General features: G+C 35.9%; 19 protein-coding genes. 12 read left to right on the top strand and 7 right to left on the bottom strand.

The features are described from left to right. Positions 1-3: 3 nt before the first annotated feature. The 5 genes from CEY12_RS10460 to CEY12_RS10480 form a co-directional block, all read right to left on the bottom strand. Positions 4-558 (bottom strand): LemA family protein, encoded by a 555-nt coding sequence (locus CEY12_RS10460; protein WP_089027639.1) that lies wholly within the window; start codon positions 556-558, stop codon positions 4-6. Between the two features lie 112 nt (positions 559-670). Next, positions 671-982 (bottom strand): NIL domain-containing protein, encoded by a 312-nt coding sequence (locus CEY12_RS10465; RefSeq protein WP_089027640.1) that lies wholly within the window; start codon positions 980-982, stop codon positions 671-673. A gap of 156 nt (positions 983-1,138) precedes the next feature. Continuing rightward, entirely contained in the window at positions 1,139-1,789 is a 651-nt protein-coding gene (locus CEY12_RS10470) for a YiiX/YebB-like N1pC/P60 family cysteine hydrolase (protein WP_089027641.1), read from the bottom strand. Beyond that, positions 1,767-2,222: a DUF1801 domain-containing protein gene (locus CEY12_RS10475; RefSeq protein ID WP_089027642.1), complete on the bottom strand. Its 456-nt coding sequence runs from the start codon at positions 2,220-2,222 to the stop codon at positions 1,767-1,769. Before CEY12_RS10475 ends, CEY12_RS10470 begins: the two co-directional genes overlap by 23 nt. 126 nt (positions 2,223-2,348) lie before the next feature. Continuing rightward, positions 2,349-4,136, bottom strand: coding sequence for a T9SS type A sorting domain-containing protein (locus CEY12_RS10480; protein ID WP_089027643.1), 1,788 nt, complete (start codon positions 4,134-4,136; stop codon positions 2,349-2,351). Positions 4,137-4,429: 293 nt separating this feature from the next. Between CEY12_RS10480 and CEY12_RS10485 the strand changes: the two genes are divergently transcribed. The 4 genes from CEY12_RS10485 (at position 4,430) to proC (ending at position 8,033) form a co-directional block, all read left to right on the top strand. Continuing rightward, positions 4,430-5,635: a pyridoxal phosphate-dependent aminotransferase gene (locus CEY12_RS10485; RefSeq protein WP_089027644.1), complete on the top strand. Its 1,206-nt coding sequence runs from the start codon at positions 4,430-4,432 to the stop codon at positions 5,633-5,635. 9 nt (positions 5,636-5,644) lie between these two features. Further along, positions 5,645-6,139: a hypothetical protein gene (locus CEY12_RS10490; protein WP_089027645.1), complete on the top strand. Its 495-nt coding sequence runs from the start codon at positions 5,645-5,647 to the stop codon at positions 6,137-6,139. Then, the gene (gene murB, locus CEY12_RS10495) at positions 6,129-7,142 is read left to right on the top strand and encodes a UDP-N-acetylmuramate dehydrogenase (RefSeq protein WP_089027646.1); all 1,014 of its coding nucleotides are present in this window, start codon (positions 6,129-6,131) and stop codon (positions 7,140-7,142) included. Before CEY12_RS10490 ends, murB begins: the two co-directional genes overlap by 11 nt. An 87-nt stretch (positions 7,143-7,229) precedes the next feature. After that, positions 7,230-8,033, top strand: coding sequence for a pyrroline-5-carboxylate reductase (gene proC / locus CEY12_RS10500; protein ID WP_089027647.1), 804 nt, complete (start codon positions 7,230-7,232; stop codon positions 8,031-8,033). Here proC and CEY12_RS10505 read toward each other — a convergent pair. Further along, positions 8,014-8,436, bottom strand: a complete 423-nt coding sequence (locus CEY12_RS10505; RefSeq protein ID WP_089027648.1) for a VanZ family protein — start codon at positions 8,434-8,436, stop codon at positions 8,014-8,016. The two genes, proC and CEY12_RS10505, sit on opposite strands and share 20 nt — an antisense overlap. Before the next feature lie 55 nt (positions 8,437-8,491). On the opposite strand from CEY12_RS10505, the gene lnt reads away from it, so the two are divergent. Next, the gene (lnt, locus tag CEY12_RS10510) at positions 8,492-10,132 is read left to right on the top strand and encodes an apolipoprotein N-acyltransferase (protein WP_089027649.1); all 1,641 of its coding nucleotides are present in this window, start codon (positions 8,492-8,494) and stop codon (positions 10,130-10,132) included. 143 nt (positions 10,133-10,275) lie between these two features. Here lnt and CEY12_RS10515 read toward each other — a convergent pair whose 3' ends face one another. Then, positions 10,276-11,991, bottom strand: a complete 1,716-nt coding sequence (locus tag CEY12_RS10515; RefSeq protein WP_172821028.1) for a T9SS type A sorting domain-containing protein — start codon at positions 11,989-11,991, stop codon at positions 10,276-10,278. Positions 11,992-12,229: 238 nt separating this feature from the next. On the opposite strand from CEY12_RS10515, the gene rpmB reads away from it, so the two are divergent. The 7 genes from rpmB (at position 12,230) to CEY12_RS10550 (ending at position 15,753) form a co-directional block, all read left to right on the top strand. Next, a complete protein-coding gene (gene rpmB / locus CEY12_RS10520) occupies positions 12,230-12,469 on the top strand; it encodes a 50S ribosomal protein L28 (protein WP_007841810.1) in 240 nt (79 codons plus the stop codon). Beyond that, on the top strand, positions 12,470-12,658 hold the full coding sequence (rpmG, locus tag CEY12_RS10525; RefSeq protein WP_089027650.1) for a 50S ribosomal protein L33: 189 nt from the start codon (positions 12,470-12,472) through the stop codon (positions 12,656-12,658). Positions 12,659-12,678: 20 nt separating this feature from the next. Next, positions 12,679-12,831: a DUF4295 domain-containing protein gene (locus CEY12_RS10530; RefSeq protein ID WP_002976755.1), complete on the top strand. Its 153-nt coding sequence runs from the start codon at positions 12,679-12,681 to the stop codon at positions 12,829-12,831. Between the two features lie 106 nt (positions 12,832-12,937). After that, positions 12,938-13,882: an MBL fold metallo-hydrolase gene (locus tag CEY12_RS10535; RefSeq protein ID WP_089029853.1), complete on the top strand. Its 945-nt coding sequence runs from the start codon at positions 12,938-12,940 to the stop codon at positions 13,880-13,882. A gap of 110 nt (positions 13,883-13,992) precedes the next feature. Further along, the gene (locus CEY12_RS10540) at positions 13,993-14,466 is read left to right on the top strand and encodes a RidA family protein (RefSeq protein ID WP_089027651.1); all 474 of its coding nucleotides are present in this window, start codon (positions 13,993-13,995) and stop codon (positions 14,464-14,466) included. Between the two features lie 10 nt (positions 14,467-14,476). Further along, positions 14,477-15,430: a signal recognition particle-docking protein FtsY gene (ftsY, locus tag CEY12_RS10545; protein WP_089027652.1), complete on the top strand. Its 954-nt coding sequence runs from the start codon at positions 14,477-14,479 to the stop codon at positions 15,428-15,430. A gap of 68 nt (positions 15,431-15,498) precedes the next feature. Then, a complete protein-coding gene (locus CEY12_RS10550; RefSeq protein ID WP_089027653.1) occupies positions 15,499-15,753 on the top strand; it encodes a GlsB/YeaQ/YmgE family stress response membrane protein in 255 nt (84 codons plus the stop codon). The last annotated feature ends 7 nt before the right edge of the window (positions 15,754-15,760 follow it).

Consider the following 15,760-nt stretch of genomic DNA (forward strand, 5'->3'; position numbering starts at 1 on the left):
TGCTTAAAATTTCACAGATGGAACTTCTCTTTCAGCTATATTTTCCAGCTCAAAGAATGGCGATTTCTCAAACTTGTACATATTCGCAATGATATTACTTGGAAAAGATTCTACCAGCGTATTATTTTCACGAACGGTTCCGTTATAATACCTTCTTGACTTCTCAATATCATTCTCTATAGAAGTAAGTTCTGATTGCAATTGTTGGAAGTTTGCATTTGCTTTAAGATCCGGATATTGTTCAGCTACGGCAAAGAGATTCATCATTGCCTGATTAAGATTTTTCTCAGCAGCCTCTTTACCCTCAACCGAATTAGCACCAACAGCCTGATTTCTCGCTCTTGTAACACTGTCTAATGTTTCTCGTTCATGGCTTGCATATCCTTTCACTGTTTCTACAAGGTTGGGAATAAGGTCATGACGTTTTTTCAACATCACATCAATACTACTCCAAGCTTCCTGTACCAGGTTTCTTAATCTGACCAAACGGTTATAAATGGAAACTCCATATAAAAGAAACAAAACAACTACAGCGATGATGATAATAATTGCGATCATAAATTATTGGTTTTATTAACGCTAAAAATACTATTTTTTCAGTTACCAGCTTCATAAAAAAAAGCGTTCAGTAAACTGAACACTTTCGTAATTAAAACTATATGAATCTCCCCTAAAAATACTTCCTGCAGACATACTCCACACTGGTATTTAAAAGTTTATTTTTATTCAGATAAAGCTCAAGCTGCTTGCGGTCATCTGAATTTGCATTAATATATAACTGAACCGAACCAAAACTACGTCCTTCAACATATTCCACATTCGCCGATAAGACCCTGTGATAGATCCCAAACTGATTGCACATGTCACTTAAAATATTTTCAAACTTCATTTTCCCGTTTAATTCTATTTCAAGTATAAATTCTTTTTTGGGCAGGTTGATTTTATTTTGTAGAACCTGCAAGGTTTGACTTTGTGTAATCATCACTTAAGATTTTTGGTTAGACTATTGATTTTACATTTTCCTGTTTCGTTAAATCTTTAGCAAAAATATAAAAAAATATTAGTCCACCAAATTAGTAGACTAATATTTTTTAATTTTAACAAAAAAAAAGAGAAGCACTACACTTCCCTTTATCTATTAAAATTCTTTAATTCTCTCCAATTTATCTGAAGCAGCCAAACCATTCGGATTACAACCAAGCTGTCCTTCAGGCACTTTCAGTTTTCTCTTACTATAGAAATCCTCCCAAAAAGCATTTGTTTTCCCTGTTTTTGGATCAATAAATGTCATCGGTTCTAATTTAAAAATATGATCATCCCTGAATGCTCTTTCGATAAAATCAGAACAGTAATATGAGTTATCATCTAAAATGTAGTTGAAATTATACGGTTTTCCTACCATAGACTCTGCTTTTGCCAGCGCTGAAGGAATGGTAGGTTGATAATCATCTTTTAGCCTATAAAGCACAACATCCTGATTGTGAATCATCTGATTATTCATAAACCCTTTAAAGGATTGCTTCTGAGAACCCCCTTTCGGGGCTGCATGTAATACAAAAAATGATTTTCCCTCTTTCTTTAGAATACCAATATGATCAAAAGAAGCATTTTTCTGCTTTTGTGTAACATTATTGATCGCTCCCGAAAGCCCTGATTCTTTTGCTGTCACAAAAAGCAAATCTCCATTTTTAAGTCCTTCCGTAGGCCAGCTTTTACATCCCGTTATCAAAAACAGGAAGCTCACCCACATCATCTGCCGTATCACCTTATCTTTTAAAATTCGACTCATAACAATTAATCCAATCTTCTACTGTCATTTTTTTACTTAGTTCTGCAATTAATTCAAATGGAATATCCTCCATTTTTTTAAAACGGATACAAGATTTTCCCATATCCAGCTTTTTCCTGGAATGTTTAGGATATTCATTAACAAACCAGTCGAGAAGTTCCGGTTTTGCATAGATCCCCATATGGTATAATGCGATAAAATTCTTTTGGGAAGCCAGGCTAATAAAAGGCAAGGGTGATCCCGGCGAACAGTGATACCCCGCAGGATAGGTCTCCAAAGGCACAGCCCAGCCCACCATCCCGTAACTGGTATTATTGATAAAACCTTTTGGTAAATTATGATCAACGGTGTCAAATAGCTTCCTGAAAGTTTCTTTCCGGTCTTCAGGAATCTGCGTGATATAATCTTCTACAGAGATGGCTTTGATTTGCATAATTAAACAGTTGTATTCGTTTTCAAATTAACAAAATTTAAAGCCAACTTAATACATTTATATTTAAAATAAAAAAAGACAGCTATAAAGATATAGCTGTCCCTATTTTTATGACTTTTATAAAAACTATTGTTTAATAGCCTTTACTGTAGTTTTCGAACCATCTTTGAATTGAATATTCACAAAATACAATCCTGCATTCAATGTACTTAAATTGATTTCTTTCGTCGGATTTTCAATTGTTTTCAAAAGTCTTCCTGATACATCAGTAACGGTTACCGTCTTCAGATCCCTTGTATCTGAAATATACAACATATCTTTGAATGGATTCGGATGAACACTAACTGTTTTTTTATTTCCATTAACTTCAGAAGTTCCTAATTGTGCAGATTCCACAATGAAGTTATCAACATAGAAATTATAATCAGGAGCATCATTCACTGTTCCGTCACTTCCATAAAAAGCAAATACCGTATTAGCACTCGTATTAGTAGTTAAATCATAAGAATAGGTGGTAGATGTATTTGAAGCAGCATTATTTACATCCCATGTCTGCAATACATTCCATGTGCTTCCCCCATCATTAGAAACCATGAATTGAATTATATCATCAGATCCCATTGGAGAAGCTGCTGTACCGGAATAAGTGGTTGCTCCATAATCAAATTTCACTCTGTAACCACCCGCAGAAAGATCAAATGGTACTGTTTTCAACCATCCAATACTATTGGTCGTATAAAGATTAATTCTTGCAGATCCCGATCCTGTAACATTTAAGAATCCATCTTCTACCCAATACGTGCTGGTTCCAGTTGGTCCTGTTGCAGGCGTCCCTCCTGAAAGGTTAGTTGCCCAACAGTTACCTGGGAAAGGACTAAAGGTATTCGTATATGCAGGTACCATCGCACCACATAAAGTGGTAAAACTACCACCAATAGACCATCCGCTCTGGCTGGTAGCAGTCGTACAATTTGTTCTCACCCAATAATAATAAGTGGTTGAAGAGGCTAAGCCTCCGATCGTAGTTGATGTTCCGGTAATCCCTGTCATATTAGGACTCGTAGCACTTGTAGGTGGTGTATTTGTCGTGCTGTAATACAGATCATAACTTGCTGCTGTCGTCGTTGGCGGGATCGTCCAGGAAACTTGTGCCGAGTTTGATGAAAGGGTACCTACAGGCTGAAGAGTCGGAGCTGAACAATCTGTAAAAGCATCAGCAGAAAATGCAAAAATATTCGAAATTCCTGTTCCACCAATTTTTGCAATGGTGATACTTTGTATAGGTTTTGTCACATTACCTGCATCAATATTTAATACAGCCTGATACAATCTGGGATCAGAACTACTCGCCTCCAGAACATCATTCGTTCTGTTGATTCTTCCAATTCCTTGAATTGCAAAGTTAGATCCATAGTACCAGTCAGAAAGACTTAAACTAGGAAATACCTGAGTAGTATTATCCGTAAAAGTTACTGTAGCACTTACTGAAGATGGACCACTTCCACTGGTTGAAAGCATATACAATTTAAAAGCAGCCTTTGGAGTCCCGAAAACCAATGTCCCACTTTCTCCCGATAGAGAAAGTCTCAATGAATTATTCGCACTTAAATCTGCCAACTGAAAACTTAGTCCTGGCGTGCTTGCTGCAACAGAATTAATAGTTCCGTTAGCTGGAATACCATAAGTAAGTGGCGCACTTGAAGAGGTTAACTGAAAGTCTCTAGCAACAAAAGCAAATGAAACCCCATCCACATCTGTCGTTGTAGAAGTCATGGATGAACCGATCCCATTAGCAATAACATCTGCTGTGTACCCGGATTGAACCGGCATTGTTTGAAAATTTTGCGCCGCCGCATTGGACGCTAAAAACAGAGCACAAGTACTTAATGCTCCAAAAAGTCGATTTATTTTCATAGTAATTGAATATTAGCTCAGTAAATTTATAAAAAAACCAACACAAAACAATTTTATTTAAACAATATATAATAATTTAATATTATAGGATATATAATCTACAATAATTAAAGTAGAAACTAAAAACAATCATCAATCGACTGGAAAACCGGAATATTAAAAAGATAATCAGGTGATTATGTATCTCCACGCTAAAAAAGAGCCTAAAACTGCAAATATGCGTATATAGTATTCCTTATAATTTTAATATTGAAAAATTAAGTGTTATTTTTGCCATACAAATTTTTTAAACAATGCCTAATATTTCAAACAGAGCGCAACATATGCCACCGTCGCCGGTAAGAAAACTGGTTCCTTTTTCTCTTTTAGCAAAACAAAAAGGAATCAAAGTATATCATCTTAATATCGGACAGCCGGATATTGAAACTCCTGAAAAGGCTCTAAATGCTTTAAAAAATATTGATTTAAAAGTATTGGAATATGCCCTTTCCGAAGGAAACCTGGAATATAGAAAGGCACTGACAGATTATTACCATTCTCTGGGTTTTAATGATCTTACTCCTGATAACTTTATTGTAACCAATGGAGGTTCCGAAGCACTTAATTTTGCGATTTCCACATTATGTGATGATGGTGACGAAGTGATTATCCCTGAACCTTATTATGCAAATTATAACGGATTTACAAGTACATTCAATGTACATGTAGTTGCAGTTCCTTCAACAATAGAAACGGGTTTTGCCTTACCTCCTATCGAAGAATTTGAGAAAAAAATAACGGAGAAAACAAGAGCTATTGTGATCTGTAATCCTGGAAACCCAACAGGATATCTTTACACTCGTGAAGAACTTCAAAAACTAGCAGAAATTGCTTTAAAATATGATATCGTTGTTATTTCTGATGAAGTATACAGAGAATATGTATACGACGGAAAACAGCAGGTATCTATGCTTTCTTTTCCTGAATTAAGTGAGAACTGTATCATTATTGATTCTGAGTCTAAGCGCTATTCTATGTGTGGTGTAAGAATTGGCTGTATGATTACACGTTCCAAGAAAATTCGTGATGCAGCAATGCTTTTTGCACAGGCAAGATTAAGCCCTGTCCTTTTAGGCCAAATTGCCGCTACAGCAGCTCACCAGAATGATGGAGCTTATATCCGCGCAGTAAGAGAAGAGTATACGCATAGAAGAAATGTATTAGTTGATTTATTAAATGCAATTCCAGGAGTTATCTGTCCGAAACCAAAAGGTGCTTTTTACTGTGTAGCAGAACTTCCAGTGGATGATACTGAAAAATTCGCTCAGTGGTTATTGGAAAAATTCTCTCTTAACAACGAAACAATTATGGTAGCACCGGCAGGAGGTTTCTATAGCAATCCTGAGCTGGGTAAAAAACAGGTAAGAATTGCGTATGTATTAAAGGAACAAGACTTAAAAAGAAGTGTTGAGATCCTTAAAGAAGCATTGAAACAATATAAATTAGAATTCAATCTATAAAATATAAAGATGTCAGCAATAAAAAACTTCGTTTTGAAAAGTACATTTTCAATGTTTTTATTGCTGATATTTTCTTGTTCCAATAAAGAACAAACTTCTTCTGCTCCAAAAGACCCTAATGAGATTACCTTTATCAGTGTTTCAAATATCGGTGGCGATCTGGGAGAGTACAGAATGATAAAAATTACTAAAGATTCAATCTCTTTAGAACAAGGCAGCACCGCAAAAAAAACACACAAATACTGGGGTTCTCCGCTTGATATTAAAAACTGGAAGTTATTGGTTTCTACAATCGATGTAAAGACCCTGAATGAAATTAAAAGTTCACCAAGTGCTCAATCTGTGGATGGCATAGATGAGACTTTTCAGATAAGGACTCCTAAAAAGGCTCATGTCTATGTGAATTCCTATCATGATACCATTCATTATCCGCAGCTACAAATGCTTAAAGATAAAATAGAAGAAATTCTTCCGAAAGAATACCAACAAATCTATGCAAGATAATTTTTCTCTAAAACCGTATAATACTTTTGGTGTTGAAGCTATATCAAGATATTTCGCGGAAATTCATACCATTGAGGAGTTAAAAGAAGCAATCCTTTTTTCTTCTTCTCATTCGTTACCCATTTTATTTTTAGGCGGCGGAAGTAATGTATTGCTTACAAAAGACTTTGAAGGGGTAGCTATTCAAATTAACCTTAAAGGTATTATTGAGGAAAGTGTAGATGACCATAGTATTTTAGTCACTGCAAAAGCAGGTGAAAACTGGCATGAATTTGTGATGTATTGCCTGGCAAAAAACTACGGCGGGCTAGAAAATCTTTCTTTGATTCCGGGAAATGTAGGAACTTCCCCCATGCAGAATATCGGAGCTTACGGAACGGAAATCAAAGATATTTTTGTCAAGTGTTCCGTTTTGAACTTAGATACATTAGAAATTGAAACTTTCGATCTGGAAAAATGCAGATTTGGTTATAGAGATTCTATTTTTAAACAGGAAGGAAAAGGTAAATATGTGATCCTGGAAGTAACGTTCAGATTAACTAAAAAAGATCATATCATCAAAACCGAATATGGTGCTATTACCGCTGAGTTGGAAAAATTACATATCGAAGCTCCCACTATTCAGGATGTCTCTAAAGCTGTCATCAATATCAGACAAAGCAAACTGCCCGACCCAAAAATTACAGGAAATGCAGGAAGCTTTTTTAAAAATCCAACCATTTCCCTATCTCAATTTGAAGATTTGAAATTAAAATTCGCAAACATTCAAGGATATCCAAACGGAAACCAAGTCAAAGTTCCGGCCGGATGGTTAATTGAGCAGTGCGGCTGGAAAGGAAGACAAATCGGAAATGTTGCTTCACACCAGTTACAATCTTTAGTTATTATCAATGCTACCGGAAATGCTACAGGAAAGGAGATTTTTGATTTTTCAACACAGATAATTAATTCTGTGAAAGAGAAATTTGGAATAGAACTCGAACGGGAAGTGAATATTATATAATACATAAAACAGTCATCTTTCTGACTGTTTTTTTATTTAATTAAGACAAAAAAATATTATTTTCGTTTAGAATTTAAAAAACACAATATGAAAATAGCTATTCTGGGAGCAGGAAATATGGGACTATCATTCTCAAAATCCTTTTTGAAATATGAATTGATAAAGCCTCAAGACCTGCATCTGATTACAAGAAATGAATCTAAATTCACTAAAATTTCGGAAGAGTTTCCAAAGTCAAAAATTTCAACTTTCTCCGAAGTCAAAGAACTGGATGCAGATCTTATTATCATCGCCGTTAAACCTCAGGATTTCCAGAATGTTGTAGATACCCTTCAATTTTCTTTAAAGGAAAATCAAATGATTTTATCCATTATGGCCGGAATTAAAATCGAAAAGATCCAGAAATTATTAAACCACCCTTTGGTTGTAAGAGCTATGCCTAACTCTCCTACTCTTTTGGGGATGGGCATTACAGGATATACCGCCGCAGATGGTATTTCTTTCAGCCAACTTATTAATATTGAAAGATTACTCAACAGTACAGGAAGATCGGTATATCTGGAAAATGAAGAGCTATTAGACGGCGTGACCGCTCTATCCGGTAGTGGTCCTGCCTATTTCTATTACATTGTTGATGCCATGATCAAAGCCGGTGTTGAAATGGGAATTGAAGAAAATTTATCTAAACTTTTCGTTAAACAGACCATGCTTGGTGCTTATCATCTGATGAATAACTCTGAAAAAAGCCTTGAAGAACTGATAAAAGATGTGGCTTCAAAAGGGGGTACCACAGAGGCCGCTATAAAAACTTTTGAGGAAAATAGCCTGACAGAGGTTTTAAAGAAAGGAATTTTAAACGCAGAGAACAGAGCTAAAGAACTAAACGGCTAAAATTACGTTCGATCCATCGACACATTAGCCACCCGAGACAAACACCCAGTGTATTAAGAATTACGTCATCTACCTCACAGATTCCCATCCGTGTAAAATACTGTAAAGCTTCAACAATGATAATTGCTGATAAAAAGGTAAAAACAAGATTTTTGAGACTACTGAGTTTTGGAAATACCCAACCGAGAAAACCAAAAGGGACGAACATAACTACATTCCCCAACACAACGGTAACAATATCTTTCCATAAAATTGTTTCTTTAATATACCATAATGTAGATAAAACCGGTTCCATTCTTACCACATTATCTTCATATTGAGTTCTGCCCATCCCTAAAAACATCAGATACAGTAAAACCAGGGTATAGGGAAGAATAATCAGTTTGTAAAATTTCTTTAACATCAATTGCAAATTTATTCATTTCAAAAACATTAAATTTGTGTGTTAATCTAATTTAATGAAATACGTTTTACTTACGCTCATTTCAGCGATGCTGTTGTCTATATCATGGCCAACATACGGGGTTCCGTTCTTTATCTTTTTTGCCCTTGTTCCACTTCTGATGATGGAACACGGAGTTTCCAAATTTTCAAATTTTAAAAGAAAAAGCTGGGTGGTTTTCGGACTCTCCTACTTATGTTTTGTGATTTGGAATGTTGTAACAACAGGATGGCTGTACGGTTCAAAAAATCCGGATGGGAGCCATTCATTAATGGCTGTGGTATTTCCTGTTCTGGTCAATTCCCTTTTATACTCCCTTATGTTCCAATGCTATCACTGGTATAAAAATGCACAGGGAACCTATTGGGGATTCGCTTTCCTCATCGCAATATGGATGGGGTTTGAAAAGTTTCACATGAATTGGGAACTGACCTGGCCTTGGTTAAATCTAGGTAATGCATTTGCAGACTATCCGAAATTAATCCAATGGTATGATACGCTGGGGGCTACCGGAGGAAGTTTCTGGATCCTGATCATCAACCTTTTTATTTTTTATACGATAAGAACCTGGGAAGCAGGAAGAAAAAGAAAAGATTTAATCCGGAATATCTCGATTGTTACTGCGCTCATTGCACTTCCAATGATTATCTCGGTGGTAAAATATAATAATTTTAACGAAAAACCTATTGGGCAGGTTAATGTTTTAATGCTTCAGCCCGATCTTGATCCTTATGCCGAAAAATATTCAAAGGACAGCCTGACCATCGAAAACGATCTATTAAGTCTTGCAGAGAGCAATTCTAAAGGAAAAATCGATTATTACATTGCTCCGGAAACAGCCCTTCCCGGAAGAGGCTCCATCTCTGAAACCGCCTTTGAAAAAAGTCTTCTCTTAAATAACCTTAAAGGATTTCTTTCAAAGCACCCGGGATCAGTATTTACCACAGGAATTTCTTCCCACCATTTTTATTTAAATCAAAATAATCTTCCCAAAGAAGCATATCAGATCAATCCCGGACTTTGGGTTGCCAGCTATAATTCTGCAATCCAGGTGATCCCTAATCAGAAAGTAGAAGTTTATCATAAAGGAAAATTGGTTCCGGGGGTAGAGATTTTCCCTTACATGAGTGTTTTAAAGCCACTTCTTGGCGATGCAATGCTTAATCTGGGAGGATCAGTGGTTTCCTTAGGAACAGATAAAGAAAGAGTGGCTTTTTCAAACCCTTATAACAAAGGAAAAATTGCACCGATCATCTGTTACGAAAGTATTTATGGAGAATTCGTTACCGATTACGTAAAAAAAGGAGCTAATTTCCTGGCCATTGTAACCAATGACTCATGGTGGGGAGTTACAGAAGGACATAAACAACTCCTGTCGTACGCTAAATTAAGAGCAATTGAAACCCGCAGAGAGATAGCCCGGGCAGCCAATAGCGGAATATCTGCACATATTAATGCAAAAGGTGAAATCGTTGAAGACACCTTCTACGGAGACAAAACAACACTATTTGCAAAGGTAAATCTATATGACGAGCAGACTTTTTACGTAAGGACCGGAGACCTCCTCTCAAGATTTTCAATTTTCTCGTTAGGATTCCTCTTATTTTATTTTTTAATTAAAAGATTTCAGGAAAGACTTAAAAAGAATAAAGGTTAGGCATAAAAAAACGGGAAGCGTTAGAAACTTCCCGATGCAGGTATCTTCGATCATTACCCGAAGATCCGATACAAACAAATACAAACAATAAAAAGAGAAAAACCAGCTGGACGTCTGGTTTTTCTCGTTGATAAAACGTTCAATTATTTAATGATGAGTTTTTTACTGGTCCATTGGTCTTTGATTTTTATTTTTAAAAGATAAACCCCTTTTTGAAGATGAGATACGTTAACAGACTGATCTGCATTAAGGTTTATATTTAATTTTCTTCCATCTGCTGAATACATTTCAACATCTGTAATTTTCTTTCCTTTAATAAATACTTTTTCTGAAGCCGGATTGGGATAGACAACGAAATCCTGATCCTTAACAATATCCCGAACACCTAAGGTTCCTTCTGTGGAAGCGTCCGAGTATACTTTGGAAGCATCTATTGATCGTACGCTCCAGTACACATTCTGTACAGAAGGATCAAGCTCTAAAAACCAGGAAGGTGTTGTTACCGTATATTTTGCAATATCACTTGCTCCCGGTGTCTTACCGACTGTAATTTCATAACGGAGTGCATTAGATGGCGTCTTATCATCCGTAGCACCACTCCAAGAGAAATTAAATCTGTTTCCATTTTTTGTAAGACTCAGGTTTGTAGGAGGCGAAGGTTTTAAATTTGTTTCCAGAGAAACATTTTTGAAGATTTTAGTTATTGAGGGCATTTCCGGATCTGCCCAATCAAATCCGGACAATAGAACATCAAGATGATGATCATTGTTGTAGTCAAGTAAATGCACAAAACCAGGGCCTCCTAAAGTATTCAAACCTGTAGTTGTATTTTCTGTAAATGTCTGGCTGGCTGAATTAAATAAGAACACTTTAACAACAGCGTTATTATTTTCACCATTCCCGGACACTATAAAATCGTAATATCCATCATTATTCATATCTCCCGTTGCGAGAGATGGTTCGGCAATCTCAGGAACATTTAATTTTTGAGGTGTGAAATGTCCTGTTCCGTCATTCATCAATACTCCCAGATATCCAGTATAATTTTCATCCTGAGCCGCTACAACAACATCCTGATACCCATCAGCATTAAAATCAGCAAACTCGAGCTTTCCATTCGCAAGAGGAAGAAGGGTTTGGGATAACGTAAGCGTTCCGGCATTATTAAGATAAACCCTGAAAATGGGATTGGTATCGATATCATATCCTAAAATAATCATATCCAGCAGGTGATCATTATTCAGATCTACCATCTTAAAACCACTGTTCTGAGTACCTTCCATCCACCCGGCAAATTGCTGAAATCCGTTGTTCCCGGAATTCTGATAATAATCCAGTTTATTTACAAAACCTACTCCATCGACATACTGTGTTCCGTTGATCGCATAATCCTGTAAACCATCATGGTTAAAATCAAAAATCTCCATAGATCCATACACTTTTCCCGGAAGATCCGCTTCTTTTACAAATCCTGTTCCTGTATTCCGGAAACGGTAATGTTTATAATTAACGATATCCATATAGCTTAATCCTGTAGAAATAATATCAGCAAGACCATCATTATTATAATCAATGAATTTAATATCTCCCAAATGGGTAGCGTCTGCCCCTAAATCAGCATAAGGAGTTAGTGTGCTGCCATTATTTTTATAAACTTCATTAAATGATGTATCAGCACTTCCATCCCCATCTGTATCGATTGCTCCATTAATTACCACGTCCTGAAATCCATCATTATTAATGTTACCCGTATCACAAGCCGAATAATAAAAATTTTTCATGCCTGTCTGAACTTCTGAAAAATTTTGCGCCATTAAACTGACGGGTATCATTGATAATAAAACATAGACCTTCTTCATGTTATTTTTATTTAGATTAATTAAAAACAAAGATATAGGATTAATTTATCCTTCTTCACAATCTTTACATGAAATTTATCAGTTCTCGCTCCACACCAGCCATCACGTATTATAGAGGCAATCTTCAATATTATTAATCAAGACGTTATTTGTAAATATTTTCCAAAAGATTTGCCTATCTAAAAAATTCTTCGTTATTTTGCAACCTCAAATATTATACAAATAAGAACATCGAGATATGTCAAGAATTTGCCAAATAACAGGAAAGCGTGCAATGGTTGGTAACAACGTTTCTCACGCTAATAACAAAACGAAGCGTCGTTTTGAAATTAACTTATTGGAGAAGAAGTTTTACCTTCCAGAGCAAGATAAGCACGTAACACTGAAAGTATCAGCTCATGGATTGAGAGTGATTAACAAGATTGGAATCGAAGAAGCTCTGGAAAGAGCTGTAAGAAACGGATTGATTAAAAAGTAATTGAATCATGGCAAAAAAGGAAACAGAGTTCAAGTAATCCTTGAATGTACAGAGCACAAAGAAAGCGGTATGGCAGGAATGTCTAGATACATTTCTACTAAAAATAAAAAGAACACTACAGAAAGATTAGAGCTTAAGAAGTTCAATCCGGTTCTTAAGAAATATACTCTTCACAAAGAAATCAAGTAATTTATAAAATATAATTTACCATGGCAAAAAAAGTAGTAGCAACCCTACAAAGCGGTCAGTCAAAGAAAATGACAAAAGTTGTGAAAATGGTGAAGTCATCTAAATCAGGGGCTTACGTTTTCGAAGAAAAAGTAATGAATGCAGACGAAGTTGATGGTTATTTGAAAAAATAATCCCTCACTTTATTTACAATATAAAAAACTACTCATATTTTGGGTAGTTTTTTTGCTTATGATCATTTTTGAGTTAAAAACAACTTATTTTAGCAAGAAAATACCGATGAAAAATCTCATTATCTGCGCCTCACTTCTATTTACAATCAGCTGCACAGGTAGAAAAACACCAGCTTTAACTAAAGACAAAACAGGAATACAGTTAATTGTACTAGGAAATGTTCAGGATGCAGGCTCTCCTCAATTGGGATGCAACAAAGACTGCTGTAAAGAGCTGTGGAAAAAGCCGGACTTAACGAGAAAGATAATTTCAATTGGAGTGATGGATTATGGAAATAAAAAAAATTATCTCTTTGATGCAAGTCCTGATATCACGTCTCAGTTACAATTGCTTCAACAAGAAAATAAAACATCAAAAATAGTTGATGGCATATTTATAACCCATGCCCATATAGGACATTACACAGGTCTGATGTATTTGGGAAAGGAGGCACTTTCCGCTCAGAATATCCCCGTGTATTCAATGCCCAAATTAAAACAGTTTCTGAATAACAATGGTCCATGGTCACAATTGGTGACTCAACACAATATTGCCATTAAGGACATGGAAAACGAACAACCGGTTATCCTGAATCCCAAACTAAAAATAACCCCTATCCAGGTTCCTCACCGCGACGAATTCTCAGAAACGGTTGGCTTTTTAATAGAAGGGCCGAAAAAGAAGGCCTTATTTATCCCAGATATTGATAAGTGGGGAAAATGGAAATACAACATTGTAGATTATGTAAAAAAGGTGGATTATGCTTTTATTGATGCTACCTTTTATAATGCTGCAGAACTTGACAACCGGGATATTGCAACCATCCCCCATCCTTTAGTGGAAGAAAGTATGGAACTGTTTAAAAATTTAAATTCTGAGTACAGGAAAAGAGTCTATTTTATCCATTTCAATCACACCAATAAACTATTAAATCCAAATAGCAGTGAAACCAAAACAGTCATTACAAATGGGTACCATATTGCAAGAATGGGAGATATTGTAGACTTATAATTTCATCTGTATTATCTTTTAAAACAGATATAATAAGCTTGACCAAAAAAGACAGCTTTCAGGAAGTTTTTTTGTTATCTTTGCTCACCAGATGATTTAATCCATTAAATATGAAAAAGATTGCTGTTCTGGTTTTTACATCAATGTTCCTGTTTTCATTCAGTCAAAACACAATGAATAGTATAGAATATAAAAACTCAGACAAAGTTTTCTCTATAAAAGGACTTTCACAATCTGTAAGCATCGATTGTGGAGCTTCTAACATGATCCTTTTATCAGGACAGGTTCCCCTTGACGAAAAAGGCAATTTAGTAGGGATTGATAACTTAGAAAAACAAACGGAACAGATCTTTAAGAATATCGAGATCATTTTAAAAGAATACGGAGGAACCGGAAAAGATATTGTAAAACTTGGAATTTTCATTACCGACATTTCCAAAACACCGGACTTCAGAAAAGTCAGAGATCTGCATATCAATCTTCAAAATCCTCCCGTAAGCAGTCTTGTAGAAGTAAGTAAGCTCTTTAGGGATGATGTGCTTATTGAAGTAGAAGCAACTGCAGTTATAAAAAAAAATAAATAAGAACGGAACTATGAGTTGGTTTAAAAATATTTTCAAAAAAGAAGAAAAAGAAACTTTAGATAAGGGGTTGGAAAAATCCAGTCAGGGTTTCTTCGAAAAAATAACGAAAGCCGTAGTAGGTAAAAGTACAGTAGATGATGAAGTGCTTGATGATCTTGAAGAAATACTTATTGCTTCAGATGTAGGTGCATCTACGACCATCAAAATTATTCAAAGAATTGAAGAGCGGGTTGCAAAAGACAAATATGTCAATGTAAGTGAGCTAAATGCTATTCTTCGTGAAGAAATTTCAAATTTACTGCTTGAAAATCCACATGCAGGAACAGGCAATATAGACACCACCAAAAAGCCATACGTCATAATGGTCGTAGGAGTAAATGGTGTAGGAAAGACCACTACTATAGGAAAATTAGCCCACCAATTCAAATCGGAAGGCAAAAAGGTTGTACTTGGCGCCGGTGACACCTTTAGAGCAGCAGCAGTAGATCAGCTTACGATCTGGAGTGAGAGAGTGGGTGTTCCAATTGTTAAGCAAGAAATGGGATCCGATCCTGCTTCTGTAGCCTTTGACACCGTACAGAGCGCAGTTGCCCAGGGAGCCGATGTCGTGATCATAGATACAGCAGGAAGGCTTCACAATAAAGTTAATTTAATGAATGAACTTTCAAAGATTAAAAGGGTAATGCAAAAGGTAATTCCTGATGCTCCTCATGAGATCTTACTGGTTCTTGATGGTTCTACAGGACAGAATGCTTTTGAGCAGGCAAAACAGTTCACAGCAGCCACTGAAGTTAATGCTTTAGCGGTAACAAAATTAGATGGAACTGCTAAGGGCGGAGTCGTTATTGGTATCTCTGATCAGTTTCAAATTCCTGTGAAATACATAGGGGTCGGAGAGAAAATGCAGGATCTGCAATTGTTTAATGGTACGGAATTTGTTGACTCATTCTTCAAGAAGAGATGATTTATATCATGTTCTACTTGAATTCGTAAAACACATTTCATATATATTAACAATTAAAATTTAGAACTATGGGAATTTTAACTTGGATCATTTTTGGTCTTATCGCAGGTGCAATTGCAAAACTTATTATGCCTGGAACACAAGGTGGTGGTTGGTTGATGACCATCATATTAGGAATTGTTGGAGCTTTCGTAGGTGGATTTGTTGGAAGTTTAATCGGCTGGGGAACAGTTGAGAACTTTGATTTTAGAAGCATGTTATTAGCGGTTGGAGGTTCACTTATTGTCCTTTGGATTTTTGGGATGGCCTCGAAGAAAAGCTAAAAAAATA

This window comes from Chryseobacterium sp. T16E-39, from assembly GCF_002216065.1.
Taxonomy (GTDB): Bacteria; Bacteroidota; Bacteroidia; order Flavobacteriales; family Weeksellaceae; genus Chryseobacterium.